We start from the raw sequence: 20894 nt of genomic DNA on the forward strand, positions 1-20894 counted from the left end.
GGTGAGCTATGTTAAATCCGTCTATGAAAGCGGCCATTAAGTACGGGCTCGCGTTAATTCTCGCGATGTTTTGTTCTATGTCGTTAGGGTGGTCAAAAACATCGTGGTCGATGCTTACGGTAACTGTACTCGCAACCTTAGAGATATATGGCTATTGGGCGCAAAAAAGCCGCAATCGTCTTTATGGCACGGTGATAGGCACTGTTGTTGCGTTTCTGATAATTGGGCTGTCTGCACAAGATCGAGTGATGTTTATCGCGTCACTCACCGCTTTCTTGTGGGTCTGTGTGTATTATCAGTCCCACCGTTCATTGGGCTATATGTTCAATATTGCGATTACTGTCTGCTTAATCATTTCTAGCTCCGTTTCGGCGGACAGTGCCTCGGTAATCAATACTGCGATATTGAGAATGCAGGATACGGTACTCGGTGTAGTGGTCTTCTCATTGGTGTATCGATTGGTTTGGCCAACGTCAACGGATGAGGCTTACATCAAACGAGCCCAAACTGGGTTGGCTGAACTCCAAACGCTTTCAACCTTGCTTAAAGCTGATAAACCCGACTTTGAAGCAATCAGCAAGCTAGCTGCAAGTGTGAAGAAGACCTCTAATGGATTAAAGGAACTGCTTTCTCTTCCGGTAGAAGATAGTGACTTTTTATCCCGTCATCGAGAGAGGCTGGTGGAACTGAGTACGGTTGTCGACAACGCAAGTAAGATCGTCGATCAAGCGAGTTCAGGAGAGATGACGAATGTATCTGAACTCGATCTGCAAGTTCTCGATGAACTGATCGAAAAAGTCCGAGATTTTCTTGAAAGTGAAGGCGATGTTCCGCTGCATCACATCAATAAACGAAGTTTGTCTAGATTGCCGCTAATGTCTCTACCCAAGGAAAAAAGGATATTTTTTGCCAACATTGCAGCTTGTGTGACTGTCACTGCTTTCGCTTTGTGGATTTACATGCCAGTGCCTAACGGCGTGCTTTTCCCAACATTGGCAGGTGTCTTGGCTGCGAACATATTGGCGATTCCAGGCAAGGCAGTGAAATACATCATGCTGTTTTATACTATCGTTGCAGCGTTTTTATTGCTGCAGTACACCTTTATCATGCCTGCGCTTACAGAAGCGTGGCAGATTTTGGCGCTCTATTTTTGCAACGCTGTGTTGTTTTGGCAATTGTGCGACATCCTTAAAATGAGCCCACTTAAATCGCTCGCGGGGAACATCCTTGTGAACATACCTGCTAGTGCGGTTGAGTTAGTCCCTTCATTCAACATACAGGGACCGCTCAATATGATCGTGATACTATTTATGTCATTGTTACTTATCGAGTTTTACTCAAAAGTGTTTTCGATTAAAGCTTAGGTGAGGGCTCAGTCCTCTCCTGCAGAGTTATTGATTTCTCATTACCATTTTACACTCCATATCGTTCCTTAACGTGATTTGGAGTTACCATGAAATTAAAAGCAATAACTATCGCACTTCTTACTGGCACTATGGCTTCGGGCATCGCTGACGCATGTACATCAGTAGCTTGGAATACTGAGCTTGGCACCTTTACCTCAAGAACAATGGATTGGATGGAATCGACCAAACCTGTCTTGGGAAATATCAACAAAGGTGACATCCGAGCCATCCAAGGCAACGGCTTGGGTGACAAATATACGGTTAAGTATGACATGGTTGCCGTGCTTGCTTACGGCGAACTAGTCGCGGATGGCGTCAATAGCGAAGGTTTGCAGGTAAACGCACTGTTCTACCCTGACATGACAATGAAGAAAGCAACAAAAGGCTCTGAGGTGACTCAGTTTACGGTAGCAGAGTACTTACTGGCCAGCTACGCATCAGTTGATGAAATAGTGAAAGCGTTGCCAAACATTGAGTTTGCATCGATTGATATGGAAGGTATGCCAGTTGAAATGAAACTGCACTGGTCGGTAACCGATAAGAGTGGTGACCGTCTTGTCATCGAGATGGATGAAGACGGTATCAATTCCTATCGAGGTGACGATGCTATGGTCATGACTAACGATCCATCGATGAAGATTCAGTTGGAGCAACTTAAAGAAGTGGAACCCCGCTTTAAAGACGCAACGCGTGATACCGATTATGGTTCAATCGGCAACGGTAACTCTCACAGTCGTTTCCTACACGCAAACTACTTTATGAGTCACCTAGAGCAACCGACAAGTGTTACCAATGGCATGATGAAGTTGTCAACCGTTCCATTCCGAGTGCCAGTAGATGCGCCATACAAAGACTTTGGTCACGGTATGTCAGGCTACGCTACGGAATACACCATCACGCAGAGTCTTGAAACCGGTGACACAGTATTCGAGTACAACTTCGATGAAAACTGGAATACGGTTCAATTCAACGTTTACGACATGATGGGTAAGGATTTCAGAATGCCGCTTGATAAGTCGTATATGGCGAAGTTTTAGTTTTTCCAAAGGCACTCAAATGAGTGCCTTTTTTATCTATGCAAATTCTGCACAAGTGTTGTTCTCATCCGCTAGTTTTTCCAAATGCCCACCTCTCTATAATTCCTCTCATCCGCTGACATGACTCAGCTAAGTGGTCCAACAGTTTTGAAAGAGAGTGTCGTTATGACGAACAAATATAAAAATGCTGTGCTTGATGACCAAGCATTGATTGAAGGTCTTAAATCTATCAACCCGGTATGGGGTGATATGACCGTTCGTGTTGCTGGGGAAGGTTGGGGAATGCCTCTAATCGACCAAAAAACTAAAGCGCTAATCAGTATTGCTATTGATCAAATGGCGCTAAACGTCACTGGGGAAGGTAACCCATTTGGTGCGCATGTTGATATGGCATTGAAGCAAGGTGCGACTTATGAAGAACTCGAAGAGTTGATTATCTTCGCATCGGCTTACACTGGCTTTAATAAAGGTGCGACCACTATGGGTGCACTTAACAAACTTCGTCATGAAAGAGGTGATATCTAATGGCTATTCCAGGGCTTAAAAAACCGGATCATATCGGTTTCACTGTGCCGAACTTAGAACAAGCTATCGCTTTCTTTAAGCAGCACTTTGACTTCGAGCTAGCGTACCAGTTTGGCCCTTTTGCGTCTGACGACAACTGGATGGCTGAGCATCTAAATGTGGATCCTCGAGCAGAGATCACCAAGATTGCGGTGATGAGCGCTAAAGGCATCAACCTAGAGATTTTTGAATACTCAGATTCGGTCACTCGCCGTAAAACATCGCCAAACAACGCCGATATTGGTGGGCATCATCTTGCTTTTTATGTCGATGATATGGACACGGCAGTTCAATACCTAAGAGAACAGGGAATTGAAGTTCTTGGCGAGCCAAGTGTGATGACCGACGGTCCAACCGCTGGCGAGTCTTGGGTCTACGTTATGGCTCCGTGGGGAATGCAACTTGAATTAGTGTCTTACCCGAATGGTAAAGCCTACCAACGTGATAGCTCAGTTGTGTTGTTTGACCCACGATGAATATTATTTTTATCGCACTGATTGTGCTGGCTGGTATGGGACTCTCTTTCGAGGCGGGTCTTTTGGGACCCCTTGGAGAGGAAGTGGGGCACTTATGGGCAACACTGAGCATCTTTGGGGTGGGGACTGCACTGCTTTGGCTTATTCGCTTCTTCACTCCGAATGGGAAGTTTACCGATTGGAAATCTATTCCAAAGTGGCAGCTTGTTGGAGGCCTACTAGGGCCAATTTATGTGGTAGTGCTGACACTCGCGACGCCATTGCTTGGTGTTGCGATGACCATGATTTGTGTCTTACTTGGGCAAATAACCAAGAGCTTCGCCATTGACTATTTTGGATGGTTTGGAGTGAAAAAACAGGCGACGAATCTGCTACGACTTGTCGCTTTGGTCTTGGTCGGTTTAGCACTTTGTTTTGTTTACTTAGGAGCGCAATGATGTTTGCAATCGTAATACTTGCCATCACTTCTGGTATGGCACTGAGCGCTCAAGCCGCGATTAATGGAAAGCTTGGCGCTAAAGTAGGCGTTATTGAAAGCTCACTGCTGACGTTTGCGATGGGCACGGTTATCACGGGCTTATTGATCTTTTTCTTTGAACCAAGCTACGACGTGACATTGCTGTCTGTACCTAAGTGGCAACTTACTGGTGCACTGTTTGGCATCGTTTATATGGTCGTTATGGTGGCTGCAGTGCCTAGAGTCGGTGTCGCGATGGCCAGCATTTCAACCATCTTAGGTCAGATGATTATGAGCCTAGTCATTGATACTCAAGGCTGGCTCGGCAACGCACAAATAGAATTAAACTACTGGCGCTTGGCTGCCATGTTATGTATCGCGGGCGCATTGGTGTGTATCTATTTCGCCAATCGACAAAAAACACCCGTTATTGAAAATGAACTGAAACAGGAACTCTCGAATGTCAGCTAAAACGCTAATCGTATTTTTTAATCTTAAAAATGATGTAGATGAAACCACGTATCTTAAGTGGGCTAAGGAAGCCGATCTTCCGACAGTAAATCGACTAAACAGCGTATCGTCATTTAACGTATACAAAGGGCTGAACATGTTTGGGACGCAAAACGCTTCACCATGGGATTACTTTGAGGTAATTGAGGTGAGCTCAGAAGAGGCATTCTTAGAAGATGTTCAAACTGGGGAAATGAAAGCGATTGTCGAGCAGTTCAACTCGTTCGCTAAAGATGCTCAGTTTATTGTTACAGAGAACATTCTTGGTGCAATGAACTCATAATTGCCAGAATACTAAAAAGAGAGGACAAGCCAACAGAGAGCTTGTCCTTTTTCATTTTTAAGGGTTACGCTTAGGGACTAAACATAGGAGAGTTTTAGTGAATTACGATGTCACCTTGCTGGAAATCAAACTGTTTTTGATGACTACTGAGCTCGGCAATTTCTCAGCCGTCGCCCGTGCTCATGATATGACGCCGTCGTCTGTCTCTAGGAAAATGGCACAGCTTGAAGAAAAGGTCGGCAGTAAGCTGCTTCATCGCCATACTCGTTCCATTTCTTTGACCGATGAAGGTGTGGCATTTAGTAAATACTGTGGAGAAATGATCCACCAGTACGAGAGAGTCGTTGAGCAAATAGAACAAAGAGCCGATACGCCCCGAGGAACGATAAAGATAAGCGCACCAGTCGCTTTCGGTCGCCTTCATATTGCTCCATACCTTTCAGAACTGCTCGAACGGTATCCTCTACTCAAAGTCGAAATTCAGCAAACGGACGCCTTCATTGATCCAGCGGCGGAAGCAATTGACCTTCTTATTAGAATTGGGGTTCCACAAGACTCGTCACTAAGGATGAAGCGATTTGCTGACCAACGCTATGTCATGGCTGCAAGTCCTAAATATATCAAATTGATGGGTTCACCTCAGACACCAGACGATCTCAAGCAGCACAACTGCCTCGTGTTTCGGGGCACATCGGGTTTGCAGCGTTGGTTCGTTGGTACCGACAAGCTGGAGCCCTTTGAGGTTTCAGGAACCCTCTATAGCAACAACGCTGAGAGTTTAGTCTCAGCCGCGATAGGCGGTAGCGGAATTGTCGTTTTTCCATCTTGGCTGATAGGTGAGCACCTTGCGGATGGCAGCTTGGTAGCTATTATGGAAGATTACAAAGTATCCACCAGTGCCGAGCCTCAAGTGATTAGTGCGCTTTATCTAGATACAGATAACCTGGCTGCAAAGGTTCGCGTTGTTATCGATTTCTTGGAAGAAAAATTTATCGATAATAATACTCAAGGGTTGTGCTATTGGGATGCACGTTAGTTGGCTCCAATCAGCTGCTAGTCAATCGCTCACTAATCATCTTTTCAATAGCCTCTATGGCTAACGTAACAACCAGCGGCACATGCGCTTGATACGGATGCAGTACATAAATCGGATTCACTTTAGTTGGTCGCGCGTCTGAGATAGCGCTTAGGCTCTTGTGTTTATTAAGAATAAAGTCGGGAACCAATCCAATACCTAACCCTGTTTCTATCAAACTAACTACATCAAAAACCGTACTGGCTCTATGTGAGATAGGGAAGTGGATAGTCTCACTTTGACCATTGACTTCTAACTCATGCGTTATTGGTTCAGACTCCCAATGTTGCGCGATGTATGGTGTCGATAGAACATTGATGTTTTTGGTCTCAGTGCTACAAAGCAGATCGACGAACTCTCCAAGTTTACGTTGTTTCAAATTGGAATTTTTTGAGCTTCCAATGCGAATGGCAAGGTCGACATCGTCTTGAATAATATCGACATGCTTGTCGTCAGCAATCAAGTTTAAGCTTACTTGTGGATGATCTTTGAATTTGGCAGTGAGGCTTGGCAAGACAATCGATTTCATTAGTGCGTGGGGCGCGGTAACGGTCAGCCTACCTTTGGGCGCTTCAAGAGAAGAGGACGCTTCTAACCAAGCACTTTCGGCGATTGCACTCATCTGGGCACACTTTGCATAAAAGCGCTCGCCTGCGGAGGTGAGGGTCTGTTTTCTGGTCGTGCGTTTAAGTAATGTGGTATAGAGCTCTTGCTCAAGCTGCTTGAGGGCAGTACTGACCACTGATTTGGAGACATCCAGTTTATCTGCTGCTTTGGAAATAGAACCGCTTTCGACTACCTGAACAAATACCGACATCAAACGTAGCTTATTCATAAGTACCTTCGTTAACCCATTCATTATTGTTCTGTTTTACAGAATAGTTATTTCTGATTACTTTGTTTTTCTTTGTTAATTGTACGCCTAATATTGGCTTATCAACAGCGGGAACAGTAGGAAAAAATGATGAGTGAATCCGTTTTAGAACAGTCAAAAGCAGGTATTTCAGGTTGGCAATCGGCGTTCAATAGCCAAGACGCAGTAGGCTGTGCAGCACGATACGCTGAGGATGCGGTAATGGTCGCCAAACCATTTGGTACCTTTGAAGGACGTGAGGCGATTGAAGCATTTTGGCAAGGCATCATGGATCAGGGTTTTGCCGATGTTGACTACACCAATGTGAAGTGGGTAAAAGAGAATGACACTGGCTACATCTTGAGTGCCGATTGGACCATGAATAAAGCGTTCGGTGTGGTACACAAAGAGTTGTGGGAGATACAAGAAGATGGGTTATCTCGTTTAACTTACGATGAGTTTGAAGTGTTGGGTGAGCGATAGCTCAGAGTGAAAGTGCGAAGAATCTACCTGCAGCGTTGAATGACGTTGCGGGTCTTTGTGAGAAGAAACCACTGCTAATGGATTCTTTGGAACGGGACTGTCGTGCTAGTCTTGAAATAGTTATGTGATGTTAATAGCGACTAGCCTTTAAAGCGTTTTTAAGTTTAATTTAAAGGGCGTTCTACTAGCTCTACGGTTCTGATTAGGATGTCCCCACCTGTTGGGACAATTTCGTAAACTTCGAACTTTTCGTGAGCTCCCCAATCGTAAATCCAGTACTCCTTATCGGTTGTTTTATTTAGCTTTTTTATCTCTTCTTTCGCAGCGTCTAACTCATGATGATATTGCGCTCGAACACTGTCTCGACTCAAACTTGATATATGTATTGTTTGTTTTCCTGTCCTTAAGCTTTCTTGAAGTTGGTAAACGCAATACTTGCCGCTTCGCAGCCTCTTTACCATATCGGTGAGCTCACTGGCTCGGATCAAGTTATAGGGAGAATTGGTCTCTCGCAATACCTTAATTTGCTCGTATAGAGCGCTCATGATCGAATTCATGTTGGACGCCTTCGCTGTGATTGAACGGCGTATGATATTGTCATTGTCTCTCCTAATAGACGTGTGAAGCATTTTGATGAGAGGGCGGTAAACCCTCTCAAACTTATAGAGATCCATTGGCTTAGAATGGAATCGCGATACCTAACGTAGTGAAACCGTTGTTGAAGTCTTGGTCTACGGCATGCTTCACGTAAGGCTGGAATATGTCACTACCGGTGTACACAGCTTTAAATGTATGAGACTGAGCGTCTTCGGCACCGTAGTAGTCGCCAAGTTGGCTAAAGTAATCGTAGTCGTATGAAAGCTTAACTTGGTCTGCAAGATTGTAATCAGCACCAACGGTAAACTTAACAATTTGACTCTTGTCGTGATGAACATTGACCGTATAGCCGTTGTGTGGTTCAAAATTTGGTAAGATCACACTATCGTTTGAAAAGAACTCTGGAGGTGGGGTTGGACTCGGGTTAGGCAAGATAACATCGCTATTAGAACCAACACCATCACCCGTAACAGAACCACCCGCGACGAAGTCATCAAAACCGTGACGGTACTCTAGCGCGCCGCGTAGGTAGAGGTTACCAAAGCTGTGACCAGTGAAGGTCTTGATACGTGCTTCTTCAGAAAAATCATCTTTGGCATAGCCAGCAGCCAGACCTGTGTCTTGAGTGAGCATGTAGCCTGCGCCAATGTAACCATAGCCATTTTCAGCGACCTCGACTTCGGCATACACATCTTCAACAATGTCAACTGCACCGTAGATACCTGCGTTTGAATCCTGATCAATGTAAACTTCCATTACCCCACTTGCGCCTTCATCTGCGAAAACGTTTGCGCTAGCAAGTACAGTCATTGGTATTACGAGTAAACTCTTCTTCATTTCTTAGCCTTGTAAATACTATTTGTAGAGATGCATCCCTGCAAAACCCTTGGGCTGGGCACAAATCAAATGTGTCAATAATGTCGTGTTAATCCCCCTTGAGGACGAGCGAATTACACACAAAAAAACCCTGCACAGAGTCAGGGGTAAATGATGCATTTGTCAGCATTATGAAAACTAAGATTGCATTTATGGTTATTATGTGAGCGTTATTTTTGTAACGTCTTGTACCAAATAGTAATCATATGTAGGAAAAGTCTGTCATTACTTACTCAAAAAAGACCTCAATTAACTCCACACCATGAAGCTCGATCTGCTTTACGATGTTCTCTGGTGGTCGCTGATTCGTGACAACGATATCAATATCTGCCCATGTACAAGATTGATACATCAGTTGCGTGTTGAACTTAGTACTGTCCACCACACATATCACTTGCTTAGACTGATTTGCCATCGCCAGTTTCAGGTTGGCATCGGTCTCTAAATCAGTAGTGATGCCAGATTCTGATATCGCACCAATCCCTATAAACGCCTTGCTTGCCTGATATTTTTTTATCTGCTCAATAGTCATATCGCCCAGAATGGCGTGTGAAAAGTCATCGAATGCGCCACCAAGCACACTTTTTCGAACGTTGGGCTTATGACTTAAGGCACTCAAGCTCTCAATTGAGTTGGTAATGACCGTTGATTTGACTGAGAGGTTTTGAGCGAGCGCCGTGCACGTCGTACCGGCGTCGAGGAAAACAATATCGTTCTCTTCTACTAGGGAAGCGGCAAACTTGGCAAGCTGCAGCTTGATTGGATCTGTACCAGACCTTTGATGAAATGAGAGACTAACGGTTTTCTCATCTAAGATTGCACCACCTCTAATTCTCAATATTCCCGGTCGCTCTGATAGTTTAACCAAATCTCGCCGAGCTGAATCGTAAGAGATTTCATAGGCTTGGCATATCTCTTCGATGGTGACTTTTCCGTGGTTTTTTATCTGCTCTTCGATCGCTATCAATCGTTCTTCTTGAGTCATTGTTTGATCCTTTGCTGCATCTGCTTGTCATTGTAGCGTAAGTGAATATCAATAAATACTTATATGTGCGTAAAACCACTTATCTTGGTTTGCTAACTCGTTGTTAAAAGTCCGATGTAGCACTTTGTTCGTGATTAAACTTGAAATTACGTAAGTTTATGTGCAATATAATTCGTGTTTGTGCGGTTTCGTAAGTTAATTTGCATTTTTTAAGTTACGTTAAGCGAAAAGTGAAGGGTTTCGCTTAAGTGAAATGCTGATGATGCCGTAGTCACTAATCAATAAAGAGAGTGTTCAATGACACAGAAGAGAATTAAAACAGCCATCATCGGATATGGATTTTCCGCCAAAACTTTCCAGATCCCATTTATCACCACCTTACCTGAGTTTGAACTGACCGCTATCAGCACCAGTAAAGCGGGTGAGGTCAATGCTAGGTTGCCAGATGTTAAACACTACACCAGCGCAACCTCAATGATCGAGGATACGGATGCAGAGTTAGTCATCATTACCGCCCCAAACCATGTTCATTTTGAATTGGCGAAGCTAGCGCTAGAAAGTGGTAAACATGTGGTGATAGAGAAACCGTTTGTGACCCGTATTGAAGACGGAGAAGCGTTAATTGAAATGGCGAAAAAGCACAATCGAGTTTTGAGCATCTATCACAACCGACGTTGGGATGGTGACTTTCTTACGGTCAAAAAGTTGATTGAAGAAGAGAAGCTCGGGGATATCAAACACTTTGAATCCCACTATGACCGTTTCCGACCTCAAGTCCGTCAACGCTGGCGCGAACAAACGACGGATGGTGGTGGGATCTTATTCGATCTCGGTTCCCATCTTATTGACCAAGCTGTGGAGCTGTTTGGTGTCCCGGACTATGTCAGCGCTGAGTGCAAAATGCGACGTGAAAACTCGACTAATGTCGATTATTTTCATGTGATTCTACATTATCCAGAGCGTCTGGCGATTTTGCATGGTGATATGTTTGATGCTGGACCTAATCGGCGTTTCACCGTCAAAGGAACGCTAGGAAATTATGAGAAGTGTGGCTTTGATCCTCAAGAAGCGCGGCTAATCTCTGGCGTGCTTCCCAATAGGCTAAATTGGTCAGAAGAGACACAGGAGAGCTACGGCACGTTGTACCAAGAGGTCGGTTCAGAGGCGGTAAAAACTGAACTTGGGGCTTATCAGGACTACTTTAAGCAACTCGCTACGTCGATTCAGGATGGCCTTGAACCTCCCGTAAAACCAGAAGAAGCGCTGCAAGTTATTCGATTGATTGAGCTTGCTATGGAAAGTAGCCATCTTGGTAAGAAGCTTTCAGTTATAGAGGCAAAAGGGTTTAAGCTATAACGAGATAACCAAAATAGGGGAAAGCCATGTCATCTCTAAAAACACGACCATCAGACGCAAGCCCTGTCGAATTTATCGAAAGCGTAGAACATAAGCAGCGCCGTGAGGATGCTGAGACATTACTCACAATGTTCACTCAAATTACGGGTCGTAAGCCAGTTATGTGGGGAGAGAGTATTATCGGATTTGGAGAATACCGATACACTAACACGCGTGGAACGTATTCTTGGTTGATGACGGGTTTCTCTCCTAGAAAGAGCAACACGACTATTTACGTAATGCAAGGCTTTGAAAAATTTCAGAAAGAGTTAGCCGCGTTGGGCAAAGTAAAAACCGCTAAGTCATGCCTTTACATCACGAATTTGGAAAAAATTGATCGTTCAGCACTAGAGGATCTTCTCATGAAAGTGGTATCAGACATGGAATCTAGGTACGACTGCACCTGATACAGCTCAATATTGAATCCCGTCCAATACCGACAAACAGAGCAAGGAGCCAGATTTGTTTGCCGTCATCTTTAAAGCTACTATTCGAACTCTAGATAAGGAGTATTCTTTCTACGCCAATCAACTGCGTGATCTCGCCATGTCAAAATACGGATGTATAGACTTTGTCAGCAGTTGTGAAGGCAATCAAGAGTTAGCCATATCTTACTGGGTTAGTGAGCAAGATATCGCGCGATGGCGCGATGACCCTTTACATAAAAAGGCTCAGCTCCTAGGTAAAGATAAGTGGTATGTAAATTACACCGTTGAAGTCGTTGAGGTAAAAAGGAGTTACTCAAGTGAACGTGTCGTATCGTGAAATGCAGGTCGCCGACTATGATGCTGTTTTGGCATTGTGGCAAGAGACTGAACATATGTTGATTCGTGAGGCTGATAGTCGAGAAAACGTCACCTCGTACCTCGATAAAAACCCGAACATGAGTTTTGTCGCCATTGTCCATGGCAAGATTGTAGGTGCAGTGCTTGCGGGTACTGATGGTCGGCGTGGATACCTTCAGCATCTTGCGGTTGGGGCAGATTATCGTGGCAAACGCATCGGAAAATCCTTGGTTGAAAAAGTAACCAACGCCTTCGCCCACATTGGGATCAGTAAAACCCATCTATTCGTGAATACTGAGAATGAACAGGCTCAGATGTTTTATAAGTCTATGGGGTGGGAGGTGCGTCAGGAAGTGAAGATGTATTCGTTTAACTCGTCTGCCAATTTAGATATCTAGCCTCTTGAAGCCGCAGATAAAGAGCGCAGGAAAGATTTAGAACCGTACTGCGCTCTGTCAATATTTAATTTTTTAAGAATCGGTTGTAGACAAACAGTAAGATAAAGGCACCGAGCGTCGCAGTAATAATACTGCCGATATTTATGCCGCTTGCCCCACCAAATCCCAAAAATCCACCAATAAAACCACCAACAAAAGCGCCGGCAATTCCGAGAAGCATAGTTGCAATCCAGCCACCACCATCATTCCCCGGCATTAACCATTTTGCTAAGGCGCCTGCAATCAGTCCTAGAATAATCCATGAGATAATGCCCATGTGTAACTCCTTTGAAGTGAGAATCTTCTTAAGCATAGACGATGGTTAGATTTTTAAAGACTTGCTATTGGTTGTAGACGGTGATCATATAGACAATCTCAATTTAGAGATGGTAGGCAGTGAGCAATAGTGTTCTATTATTAGGTAACTAATAAAAAACCTAGCACCTTCAAGGAGTTTTGAATGAGTGTTCCTTCTTCTTTTCCATCCCGACGTATATGGGCTGCGCTACTTTTATCACTGTCATTGACTTGTTTTAGCGGGTTGTTACATGCAGAAAGTGAACCTGCTCAAACAGCATCGCCTGCAACCTCTAAAGCGGAAGCTGCGTTGGCACGTGTGAATGGCGAAATTCGTGATTTATCCGAATCTTTGAAAGTGACGAGTGGTGATCAAAAAGACGCGATTCAGTTTCGCTTATTCAACAAAAACAATGAACTTCGGGAAGTGATTGGTAATGCTATTGACGCTGATTCATTGCCGAAAAACATGCTGATCGAACAGGTTCGAGTCCAACAGAAATATACGACGGGAGCAAAAGTTTACCTCGAGAAGAAGATTGAAGAGGTGACAGAGCAGTTTAACGCGGCTAAAGACGAGAGCAAGTTGTCTATTCTCAACACTTATAGTGAGCTACAGGAATACTTGAACTCAGCCTATGACGCTAGCTGGCAAAACCTAGTATGGCTCGAAAAGCTGGATGTACAAGACAAGGAAGCAGAAGCGGAGTTTGAAGTCCTTATTGGTAAAAACCTTCGTTTAACGTCAGCGTCTATTGAGTATTTTGGACAGCAAGCAAGTGCAATAAGCACGCAAATAGCGTCGGCCCCAGAAGGTGATAAAGCAGGGCTGCAAACGAGCCAGCTGATTCTTAAACAGCGCCTGAGCATTGAGACAAAAAGCTTAAGAAACCTTATTGTGTTGGGTGATGAAGTTGGACTAGATACGTCTGAGTATAAGCGTCAGGTGTTCTCCATTACTGGCAACATTACACAAGATATTCTCGATGCCAAAGTAATGTTTTCACTAATAAGCCATTGGTGGAGCCAAGCTGTTGATTGGCTCGCAGATAATGCTCCACAGCAGCTGTTCCAGGTACTTATTTTTCTACTCATCTTGTTCGTAACCCGAGCGATAGTAAGGCTTGTACGAAAGGTTGTCTCGAAGGCGGTAATCAATAAAAACCTCAAACTGTCCCATCTGATGCAAAACTTCTTTGTTTCGATGTCAGGTAACATTGTTTGGGTTATCGGCATCATGGTGGGGCTGTCGCAGATCGGTTTGAATCTTGCGCCAATCCTAACCGGTTTCGGTATTGCGGGTGTCATTATTGGTTTCGCGCTACAAGATACGTTGTCTAACTTTGCTGCTGGTATGATGCTCCTCATCTACCGTCCTTTCGATGTGGGGGATTTTGTATTTGCGGGTGGCGTAGATGGCAAGGTGAGCCATATGAGTCTAGTAAACACGACTATTCGCACCTTCGACAACCAGATTATCATCGTTCCAAATAGCAAGATTTGGGGTGACGTTATCAAGAATGTCACACACGAACGTACTCGACGCGTAGACATGATATTTGGTATTGGCTACGGCGATGACTTACTTAAAGCAGAGCAGGTCTTAACTGAGATCGTCCATGCTCATCCAGCCGTTCTGAAATCCCCAGAGCCCAATATTAAAGTACATACCTTGAATACCTCGTCCGTCGATTTTATCGTCAGACCTTGGGTTAAAACAGATGACTATTGGGATGTGTATTGGGATATTACCAAAGAGGTCAAACTCAGATTTGATCGCGAGGGTATCTCGATCCCATTCCCACAACAAGATGTGCATCTGCATATGGTAAAAGACGCCGCATCTGATAACTCGTAATATTTTAATGGACAGGGCAAGGAGCATCTTTCCCTGTTCATTTTGTTTGAACTTAGTCTCAACATGCTAGAGTCTTGACGATATATTCTGTACCATCACTTAAATTCAATAAGTTAACGCGCCAACAGCACGCAGAAGGTGATGAGCATGATACGCCATATACTCCTCATTCAGTTTAAACCAACCGCAACGGAACAAAACATCAGTGAGCTAAAGGCACTGTTTGAGGCTATGCCTTCGAAAGTGGAAGGAGTAGACGCTGTAGAGTGGGGCGTAAACGATAGCCCTGAAGGTAAGAATAAACACTATACACATACTGTGTTGATGACCTTCCGTGACGAAGCCGGGCGCCAAAATTACCTTCCGCATCCAGAGCATGACGCATTAAAGGCAGTGTTTCGTCCAATTCTAGAAGACATTGTCGTCTTTGATTATTCGCTCTAGATAGCTATGTTAAAGATCTCAAATACAGTAACACTCGCCGATTGGGAGATAGAACTGACCGCTATTCGCTCGATGGGAGCTGGTGGTCAGAAAGTCAATAAGACGAGCTCAGCTATTCACTTGCGTTTTGATATCAAGCGCTCCACGTTACCCGATTTCTACAAAGAGCGGCTCCTAGCTTTAACTGATTCAAGAATCACCAAAGAAGGCGTCATCATCATAAAAGCTCAACAGTTTCGGACTCAGGAGCAAAATCGTGAAGACGCCCTAGAGAGGCTCAAGCAGATCATACTCTCTGCGACCGTCGTTCAAAAAGCTCGCAGAGCGACCAAGCCTACAAGAGCATCTCAGAAACGACGGGTGGATAACAAGAAGCGCAAGAGTCAAACCAAAGCGCTGCGAGGAAAAGTGCAATAGAGTCTGCCAAAAACTCAACAAATTAAATCGAGGAAAAAGAATTGGATATTATCAAGGATGACTTAAAGGGTTCTCAGATTAAGGCTCTTCTTCAAGAGCACTTGGACGATATGTATGCCACATCCCCAGCAGAGAGTGTTCATGCTCTCGATATAGAGGCGTTACGTCAGTCAAATATTGAGTTTTGGACGGCTTGGCGTGGCGAGGACTTATTGGGCTGTATTGCGCTTAAAGCACTAGATGCCAAACATGCTGAAATAAAATCAATGCGTACATCGCATCAAGCTAGGGGCAAGGGTGTTGCGAAGTCGTTGTTAGCCCATTTGGAAAAGAAGGCTGAGCAGCACGGTTACGCTCGTTTAAGCCTAGAAACTGGCACAGAGGACTATTTTAGCGCAGCAAGAGCTCTTTATTTGAGTCATGGCTTCGTTGAATGCGAGCCGTTTGCTGATTATGTGCTCGACCCAAATAGTACGTTTATGACGAAAACTCTATAACTTCGCGACAATTGAATCTGATCCTTCAGTCTAGAGTATCTACAGGAGCTTTTTATAGCTCCGTATGTGGAATACGACGCAACATTTGTTAATGCCTTATAGCAATTCTAAACTTATGAAAAAAGCAAAAGGGATTGAACATGGAAGCAATCAGAGCGTGGCGGGTAAATTGTCCTTACTGTGGAGAGGCTTTCGAGACCTCTATCGATTGCACGGTCGATAGTCAGGAGTATATAGAAGATTGTTATGTTTGCTGCCGTCCTATTTTGTTCGAAGTCACTCTAGATAGTGATGATGTCTTCGTTACCGTGCGCCATGAAAATGATGTTTAGATTGAAATTCAACTAATTACACGTTACAAACTAGCTTGTTATATGGATGTAAACTGGAGTTAGTTTGGATATCGCCGTCTTTTTTACCGGCTTTTCGCTTGGTCTCTCTTTGATTCTCGCCATTGGGGCTCAAAACGCATTTGTCCTTAAGCAGGGGCTCAAACGTCATTACGTCTTTGTTGTTTGTGCTGTTTGTGCAATATCTGACGCCGCTTTGATTACCGCTGGAGTCAGTGGCTTCGGTGTGGTGATTGAAAAATACCCTCAAGTTGAACAGGTCGCCCGTTACGCGGGTGCTGCTTTTCTTTTTGTCTATAGCTTCCAGAGTTTTCGGTCGGCGATTTCCAGCTCACATCAACTTGATCCAGAAGGAGAGGCGAACTCTAGCCTAACGAAAACCGTGCTTATCTGCTTAGCGCTAACTTGGCTTAACCCTCATGTTTACCTCGATACGGTCGTTCTTTTAGGATCGATATCGACTCAATATGCGCCAGAGCAACTTTCTTTTGGTTTGGGCGCTGTGACGGCATCATTCGTGTTTTTCTTCTCTTTAGGCTACGGTGCTCGGCTACTTACACCCATTTTTCATAAACCGATTTCATGGAAGATCCTTGAAGCCCTTGTCGGCTGTATTATGTTGGCAATTGCCATTTCACTGATTGGATTTTAGGAGTACTTATGGGGCGTTTAATTGTTGTTACAGGCGGCAGCCGAGGGATTGGCAGTGAGACGGCAAAGCTATTGGCAGAGCAGGGACACCGCGTAATCGTGAACTACCTAGCGAATAAGACCCGAGCAGAAGAGACAGTTGAGTCTATTAGAAAAGAAGGTGGTCAAGCATGGTGTTATCAAGCTGATATCGCCAATGAAGATGAAGTTGTCGCCATGTTTAGTCAGGTGTATGAAAAGCATGGCGAGATAGATGGACTGGTCAACAATGCCGGCATATTGAGCAAGCAGTGCACGTTAGAGGCTCTGACAAGTGAGAGGATCAACAAGATTTTGATGACCAACGTGACAGGTGCGCTAATCTGCTGTCGCGAGGCAGTGAAATACATGAGCTCAGATAGTGGAAGCATCGTTAACGTATCTTCACGTGCGGCAGTTACCGGTTCGCCATTTGAGTATGTCGATTATGCGGCTAGTAAAGGTGCTTTGGATACGATAACCAAGGGGCTATCGTTGGAACTCGCTTCGCGCAATATCCGTGTAAACGGAGTAAGGCCAGGACTGATTCACACAGAGATGCATGCCGATGGTGGAGAACCAGAGCGAGTTAATCGTCTTGCTGCTCAGATCCCATTAGGACGAGGTGGTGAGGCAGAGGAAGTCGCTCAAGCTATCGTATGGCTCCTTTCCGATGATGCGTCTTTCGTCACCGGCACTTTTATTGATGTATCAGGCGGTAAATAGGGGAATCATCATGCACAGAGCTATTCATCATGAAAAGCACACACTAAGTTGTCACTGCGGAAATGTTCAACTCTCTTTTGAATCTATGCCAGAGTCCGTCACTAGCTGCAATTGTTCTATCTGTCGACGTTATGCAGCGCTTTGGGGGTACTTTTCGCCAGAAGATGTGTTAGTGACAATCAAAAAAATTGAGACCAAAGCGTATCGATGGGGAGATGGTTACATCGATTTCCAACATTGCTCTATTTGTGGATGCGTTACTCATTATTCCTCTAGTGGCAAAGCCGACAGTTCGCGAACAGCGATTAATTTCAGACTTGCGGACAACTTGGCCAATTTGCATATTCGATACTTTGATGGTGCAGATTCTTGGCAGACACTCGATGAGTGCGAGGTAAGAAAGGTATGATTAAGTTAAGCTTTCAAGATGTCATTCTTCGCCAAGCAATCGATGCAGACCTACCGGCAATCTACGATCTTATGACGGGTGATGAAAACTGGACTCAACTCAACGGACCTTACTTTGGTTATGAAAGGCCGACCCAAGCGCAGTTTGCGGACAACTACTTTTCGCGACTGAAACAAGGTCAAGATGCATTGGTCATCGAGTATTTGGGACGAGCGATTGGTACCGTCAGTTATTATTGGGAAGATAAGGCAACTCGGTGGCTTGAAGTCGGTGTATTAGTCTATGACTCTACTTTGTGGGGCAGAAGTATCGGCAAGAAAGCGTTAGTGTCCTGGGTAAGCCATCTATTCAATACGCTAGACATTGCACGTGTAGGGTTAACGACCTGGTCTGGAAACCCTCGTATGATGCGCTGCGCAGAAAAACTGGGGATGCAACAAGAGGCGCGCCTTCGTAAAGTTAGATACTACCGAGGAGAGTACTACGATTCGGTTAAGTATGGTGTGCTACGCGAGGAATGGAAGTCACTAGAAGTGCAATGGCGTCGGCAAAACCATATTTATCTTTTCGACTGGGGTGATACCTTGATGTTTGACGACCCTTCGCAACAAGGAAAAATGTGCGATTGGACTGAAGTTCGTGCGGTTGAGGGTGCGGCTAATTTACTAAAAGGTCTATCCGCTCTTTGTCCGGTTTACGTTGCTACTAATGCAAAGGATTCGGCTGAAAGAGATATTCATAAAGCGTTTGAGCGTGTTGGGTTAGCTCAGTATTTATCTGGATATTTTTGTTATAGCAATCTGGGTGTGACGAAAGATGACGCCCAATTCTTCCCAACTATAGCGAGTATGCTAAACGTCTCACCAGAGCGATTAGTGATGACGGGTGACCAAAATCAAAGGGACATTGAACCCGCATTGCGGGCTGGATTAAGAGCAAACTGGTTTAATCCTAGTGGTTTGTCTGATGAAGGCAACAATGAAAACGGCTTTGCTAGACTAGAGGAGATTCTTCAAGCTGAGCAAAGCCGATTGAGTGTCGTGGAAAGCCGTTAAGATGATTGGATGGTGGTGATAAGCTTTTCTGCTTGGTCTAAGTATTCACCACCAAACAGGTTACAGTGGTTGAGAACATGATAAAGGTTGTAAATGTGCTTTCTGTATTCGTACATTGGCTCTATCGCGAGAATACTCTCATACCCGTCATAGAACTCTTGTCTAAACCCACCAAACAATTCAGTCATGGCTAGGTCGCATTCTCTGTCTCCCCAGTAGCTAGCAGGATCATAGCAAATTGGACCAAATGCCGTATTGGCGGCATTTCCGTACCATAAATCACCGTGTAACAGAGAAGGTTTTGGGTTGTGTCCCGAGAGTTGCTCGTTGACCAACTCAACGAAGTCATCAATGTCGGTAAAGGTGATTTGTTTTTCTTTAAGTAGTTGCAGTTGCCAACCAATGCGCTGCTCTGAGAAAAAGCGTGACCATTTCTTATGCCATTGATTAGGTTGGAGCGTTGCACCAATGTAATTGTCTTGGTCGAATCCAAATTCTTTCTGTTCGCCCCATTTGTGGAGCTTGGCAAGTTCTTCTCCAAACTGGTAGCTTGCCGGACCGGTATCAAGAGGCTTAACGGGGATATAGTTAAGGATGATGAATGCAGATTCTTTGGTTTTGCCGATCAATACCAACTCAGGGACGTGCACAGTATTGGTCTCACGCAACGCTGTGAGGTTGTCGGCTTCGATTTCGAATTTCGCTATGAAGTCTTTGTCGTTGAGTTTAACAAAGTAGCGTTGGTCGCCGTCACTAATCATGTAGCACTGATTAATGTCTCCGCCGCTCATTTTTATTCGCTCGGTAATATTGAACTCGAACATGAGCGTTTCCGAAAGCTGATCTGAAATTGCTTGCCACATAGATTACCCCCGCCTGCCAACACTATCGCTAGTGTAGAACAATATTGCTTACATAACATACTGTCAGCGCACAGATTCATTGACATGCCACCCGAATTTCCACTTGTGTTCTTACAAACGTGACCTAGGTTTGCTATGGTTAACGCCTTGTCATATTTAAGTAATTGCTAGGAGAGCAGTCGTGGTTGTAGATACTGACGGCTATCAAGCACTCATCGAACACCTTGCACTCAATTTAAGTGTGTTCACCTCAGAAGTCGGGGATACCGGCGAAGAAACGATTGAGGATGTATCAACCGATATGGTGGCATCTAACATCATGGCGGTCTTTGAGCAGAACCCAGAGCTTCACTCAAGTGTTCGCTTCAAGTTGCTAAAAGAAGTCGACTTAGTCATTCAAGATCTGGAAGAGGTATTGGCGGGAGTCTGGAATAAAAAAGCGACGAACGAGCAAATCGCTTTTCTAGATGAATACATTGCGTTGGTTAAAAATTTATTTGATACCGCTGTCGCAAAGTACGATTAAATGATATTGACCTTTCTCTTGTCGATAATGGTGATAAGAGAAAGGTTATTGCACACTTCTAAAATGCCAAAAAGTAGAAGCCCAGTAAGGGTTATCTAATCTCGATAGCACCACTCCTTTCGATGTCGACGCATGCATGAAGGTGTTTCCCCCCAAGTAAATACCGACATGGCGAGTCTTTCTTCCCGTTTTAAAAAAGACTAAATCACCGCTTTGTGCGTTATTGTAAGAGACTTTATCGCCAACTTTTACTTGTTGAGCTGTGGTTCTTGGTAATGACAAAGCATAAGCATCTTTATATACCGCCTGCACAAAAGCCGAGCAATCCACGCCAGAATAATTAGTTCCACCGAGTCGGTAGGGCACACCTTGCCACTTTTTATATTCTGCTAAAAAGGCGGCATTTTCTTGGGTGTTGTAGCTTTGCTGAGTGTGTTGCGCGCGCTGCGGTTGGCTAGAACACGCTGCCAATAAAGCTACCATACTGTATGAAATCAATAATTTAACAACTTTCATTTGTCACACTGCTTACATTTAAATGTAATAAAAACGTCATTAACGCTC

Annotated in this window: 30 protein-coding genes; 23 read left to right on the forward strand and 7 right to left on the reverse strand. The window is 44.4% G+C overall.

The genetic code is table 11. From position 1 onward, the window contains the following. The first annotated feature begins 8 nt into the window (after positions 1 to 8). From J4N45_RS07675 to J4N45_RS07710, 8 genes are all read left to right on the forward strand, one after another. The gene (locus tag J4N45_RS07675) at positions 9 to 1364 is read left to right on the forward strand and encodes an FUSC family protein (RefSeq protein WP_252014381.1); all 1356 of its coding nucleotides are present in this window, start codon (positions 9 to 11) and stop codon (positions 1362 to 1364) included. 89 nt (positions 1365 to 1453) lie between these two features. Continuing rightward, positions 1454 to 2443, forward strand: coding sequence for a linear amide C-N hydrolase (locus J4N45_RS07680; protein ID WP_252014382.1), 990 nt, complete (start codon positions 1454 to 1456; stop codon positions 2441 to 2443). A gap of 165 nt (positions 2444 to 2608) precedes the next feature. Then, positions 2609 to 2968 carry a carboxymuconolactone decarboxylase family protein gene (locus tag J4N45_RS07685; RefSeq protein ID WP_112479909.1) on the forward strand — a complete coding sequence of 120 codons (360 nt, stop codon included), beginning with the start codon at positions 2609 to 2611 and terminating at the stop codon, positions 2966 to 2968. Next, positions 2968 to 3483: a VOC family protein gene (locus J4N45_RS07690; protein WP_252014384.1), complete on the forward strand. Its 516-nt coding sequence runs from the start codon at positions 2968 to 2970 to the stop codon at positions 3481 to 3483. The genes J4N45_RS07685 and J4N45_RS07690 overlap by 1 nt, the downstream gene beginning before the upstream one ends. Next, positions 3480 to 3920, forward strand: a complete 441-nt coding sequence (locus tag J4N45_RS07695) for a DMT family transporter (protein WP_252014385.1) — start codon at positions 3480 to 3482, stop codon at positions 3918 to 3920. The genes J4N45_RS07690 and J4N45_RS07695 overlap by 4 nt, the downstream gene beginning before the upstream one ends. Then, the gene (locus J4N45_RS07700; RefSeq protein ID WP_252014387.1) at positions 3917 to 4411 is read left to right on the forward strand and encodes a DMT family transporter; all 495 of its coding nucleotides are present in this window, start codon (positions 3917 to 3919) and stop codon (positions 4409 to 4411) included. Before J4N45_RS07695 ends, J4N45_RS07700 begins: the two co-directional genes overlap by 4 nt. Further along, on the forward strand, positions 4401 to 4733 hold the full coding sequence (locus J4N45_RS07705) for a RedY/HapK family protein (RefSeq protein WP_252014389.1): 333 nt from the start codon (positions 4401 to 4403) through the stop codon (positions 4731 to 4733). The genes J4N45_RS07700 and J4N45_RS07705 overlap by 11 nt, the downstream gene beginning before the upstream one ends. Before the next feature lie 97 nt (positions 4734 to 4830). Continuing rightward, complete coding sequence (locus J4N45_RS07710) at positions 4831 to 5769, forward strand: LysR family transcriptional regulator (RefSeq protein WP_252014390.1); 939 nt, start codon at positions 4831 to 4833, stop codon at positions 5767 to 5769. A 10-nt stretch (positions 5770 to 5779) separates the two neighbouring features. Here the strand turns inward: J4N45_RS07710 and J4N45_RS07715 are convergent, their stop codons facing one another. Then, on the reverse strand, positions 5780 to 6643 hold the full coding sequence (locus J4N45_RS07715; protein WP_252014392.1) for a LysR family transcriptional regulator: 864 nt from the start codon (positions 6641 to 6643) through the stop codon (positions 5780 to 5782). Positions 6644 to 6772: 129 nt separating this feature from the next. Between J4N45_RS07715 and J4N45_RS07720 the strand changes: the two genes are divergently transcribed. Beyond that, complete coding sequence (locus tag J4N45_RS07720; protein WP_252014393.1) at positions 6773 to 7144, forward strand: YybH family protein; 372 nt, start codon at positions 6773 to 6775, stop codon at positions 7142 to 7144. Positions 7145 to 7308: 164 nt separating this feature from the next. Here the strand turns inward: J4N45_RS07720 and J4N45_RS07725 are convergent, their stop codons facing one another. The 3 genes from J4N45_RS07725 to J4N45_RS07735 all read right to left on the reverse strand — a co-directional run bounded on the left by J4N45_RS07725 (position 7309) and on the right by J4N45_RS07735 (position 9602). Beyond that, positions 7309 to 7701 (reverse strand): hypothetical protein, encoded by a 393-nt coding sequence (locus J4N45_RS07725; RefSeq protein ID WP_128648648.1) that lies wholly within the window; start codon positions 7699 to 7701, stop codon positions 7309 to 7311. A gap of 121 nt (positions 7702 to 7822) precedes the next feature. Further along, positions 7823 to 8578: a hypothetical protein gene (locus tag J4N45_RS07730; RefSeq protein ID WP_252014394.1), complete on the reverse strand. Its 756-nt coding sequence runs from the start codon at positions 8576 to 8578 to the stop codon at positions 7823 to 7825. A gap of 268 nt (positions 8579 to 8846) precedes the next feature. Further along, a complete protein-coding gene (locus J4N45_RS07735) occupies positions 8847 to 9602 on the reverse strand; it encodes a DeoR/GlpR family DNA-binding transcription regulator (RefSeq protein ID WP_252014395.1) in 756 nt (251 codons plus the stop codon). 297 nt (positions 9603 to 9899) lie between these two features. Here J4N45_RS07735 and J4N45_RS07740 point away from each other — a divergent pair, with 297 nt between their 5' ends. From J4N45_RS07740 to J4N45_RS07755, 4 genes are read left to right on the forward strand one after another with little or no spacing between them, the layout of a single operon-like run. Continuing rightward, on the forward strand, positions 9900 to 10958 hold the full coding sequence (locus J4N45_RS07740) for an oxidoreductase (protein WP_252014396.1): 1059 nt from the start codon (positions 9900 to 9902) through the stop codon (positions 10956 to 10958). Positions 10959 to 10984: 26 nt separating this feature from the next. Then, positions 10985 to 11404 (forward strand): DUF1801 domain-containing protein, encoded by a 420-nt coding sequence (locus J4N45_RS07745; RefSeq protein WP_252014397.1) that lies wholly within the window; start codon positions 10985 to 10987, stop codon positions 11402 to 11404. 55 nt (positions 11405 to 11459) lie between these two features. Continuing rightward, the gene (locus J4N45_RS07750; RefSeq protein ID WP_252014398.1) at positions 11460 to 11762 is read left to right on the forward strand and encodes an antibiotic biosynthesis monooxygenase family protein; all 303 of its coding nucleotides are present in this window, start codon (positions 11460 to 11462) and stop codon (positions 11760 to 11762) included. A 1-nt stretch (position 11763) separates the two neighbouring features. Further along, complete coding sequence (locus J4N45_RS07755; RefSeq protein WP_252014669.1) at positions 11764 to 12180, forward strand: GNAT family N-acetyltransferase; 417 nt, start codon at positions 11764 to 11766, stop codon at positions 12178 to 12180. Positions 12181 to 12244: 64 nt separating this feature from the next. Here J4N45_RS07755 and J4N45_RS07760 read toward each other — a convergent pair whose 3' ends face one another. Then, positions 12245 to 12496, reverse strand: a complete 252-nt coding sequence (locus tag J4N45_RS07760) for a GlsB/YeaQ/YmgE family stress response membrane protein (protein ID WP_252014399.1) — start codon at positions 12494 to 12496, stop codon at positions 12245 to 12247. A 183-nt stretch (positions 12497 to 12679) separates the two neighbouring features. Between J4N45_RS07760 and J4N45_RS07765 the strand changes: the two genes are divergently transcribed. The 9 genes from J4N45_RS07765 (at position 12680) to J4N45_RS27340 (ending at position 18941) form a co-directional block, all read left to right on the forward strand. After that, the gene (locus J4N45_RS07765; protein ID WP_252014401.1) at positions 12680 to 14374 is read left to right on the forward strand and encodes a mechanosensitive ion channel family protein; all 1695 of its coding nucleotides are present in this window, start codon (positions 12680 to 12682) and stop codon (positions 14372 to 14374) included. 147 nt (positions 14375 to 14521) lie between these two features. Then, the gene (locus tag J4N45_RS07770) at positions 14522 to 14818 is read left to right on the forward strand and encodes a Dabb family protein (RefSeq protein ID WP_252014403.1); all 297 of its coding nucleotides are present in this window, start codon (positions 14522 to 14524) and stop codon (positions 14816 to 14818) included. Positions 14819 to 14824: 6 nt separating this feature from the next. Beyond that, positions 14825 to 15235: an alternative ribosome rescue aminoacyl-tRNA hydrolase ArfB gene (gene arfB / locus J4N45_RS07775; protein ID WP_252014404.1), complete on the forward strand. Its 411-nt coding sequence runs from the start codon at positions 14825 to 14827 to the stop codon at positions 15233 to 15235. Positions 15236 to 15276: 41 nt separating this feature from the next. Then, positions 15277 to 15732 (forward strand): GNAT family N-acetyltransferase, encoded by a 456-nt coding sequence (locus tag J4N45_RS07780; protein ID WP_252014405.1) that lies wholly within the window; start codon positions 15277 to 15279, stop codon positions 15730 to 15732. A 140-nt stretch (positions 15733 to 15872) separates the two neighbouring features. Then, positions 15873 to 16064 carry a CPXCG motif-containing cysteine-rich protein gene (locus J4N45_RS07785; RefSeq protein WP_081936078.1) on the forward strand — a complete coding sequence of 64 codons (192 nt, stop codon included), beginning with the start codon at positions 15873 to 15875 and terminating at the stop codon, positions 16062 to 16064. Positions 16065 to 16134: 70 nt separating this feature from the next. Beyond that, complete coding sequence (locus tag J4N45_RS07790) at positions 16135 to 16734, forward strand: LysE/ArgO family amino acid transporter (protein ID WP_252014670.1); 600 nt, start codon at positions 16135 to 16137, stop codon at positions 16732 to 16734. An 8-nt stretch (positions 16735 to 16742) separates the two neighbouring features. After that, the gene (locus J4N45_RS07795; RefSeq protein ID WP_252014406.1) at positions 16743 to 17477 is read left to right on the forward strand and encodes a glucose 1-dehydrogenase; all 735 of its coding nucleotides are present in this window, start codon (positions 16743 to 16745) and stop codon (positions 17475 to 17477) included. Between the two features lie 10 nt (positions 17478 to 17487). Next, a complete protein-coding gene (locus J4N45_RS07800; RefSeq protein ID WP_252014407.1) occupies positions 17488 to 17886 on the forward strand; it encodes a GFA family protein in 399 nt (132 codons plus the stop codon). Then, positions 17883 to 18941: a GNAT family N-acetyltransferase gene (locus tag J4N45_RS27340; RefSeq protein ID WP_503056641.1), complete on the forward strand. Its 1059-nt coding sequence runs from the start codon at positions 17883 to 17885 to the stop codon at positions 18939 to 18941. Before J4N45_RS07800 ends, J4N45_RS27340 begins: the two co-directional genes overlap by 4 nt. Here J4N45_RS27340 and J4N45_RS07815 read toward each other — a convergent pair. Further along, positions 18938 to 19804, reverse strand: a complete 867-nt coding sequence (locus tag J4N45_RS07815; protein ID WP_234493770.1) for a fructosamine kinase family protein — start codon at positions 19802 to 19804, stop codon at positions 18938 to 18940. The two genes, J4N45_RS27340 and J4N45_RS07815, sit on opposite strands and share 4 nt — an antisense overlap. A 181-nt stretch (positions 19805 to 19985) precedes the next feature. On the opposite strand from J4N45_RS07815, the gene J4N45_RS07820 reads away from it, so the two are divergent. Continuing rightward, positions 19986 to 20330: a DUF3802 family protein gene (locus tag J4N45_RS07820; protein WP_042475645.1), complete on the forward strand. Its 345-nt coding sequence runs from the start codon at positions 19986 to 19988 to the stop codon at positions 20328 to 20330. Positions 20331 to 20375: 45 nt separating this feature from the next. Here the strand turns inward: J4N45_RS07820 and J4N45_RS07825 are convergent, their stop codons facing one another. Continuing rightward, complete coding sequence (locus tag J4N45_RS07825; protein ID WP_252014408.1) at positions 20376 to 20846, reverse strand: C40 family peptidase; 471 nt, start codon at positions 20844 to 20846, stop codon at positions 20376 to 20378. Positions 20847 to 20894 lie beyond the last annotated feature (48 nt).

The organism is Vibrio sp. SCSIO 43140 (genome assembly GCF_023716585.1).
Classification (GTDB): Bacteria; Pseudomonadota; Gammaproteobacteria; order Enterobacterales; family Vibrionaceae; genus Vibrio; species Vibrio maritimus_B.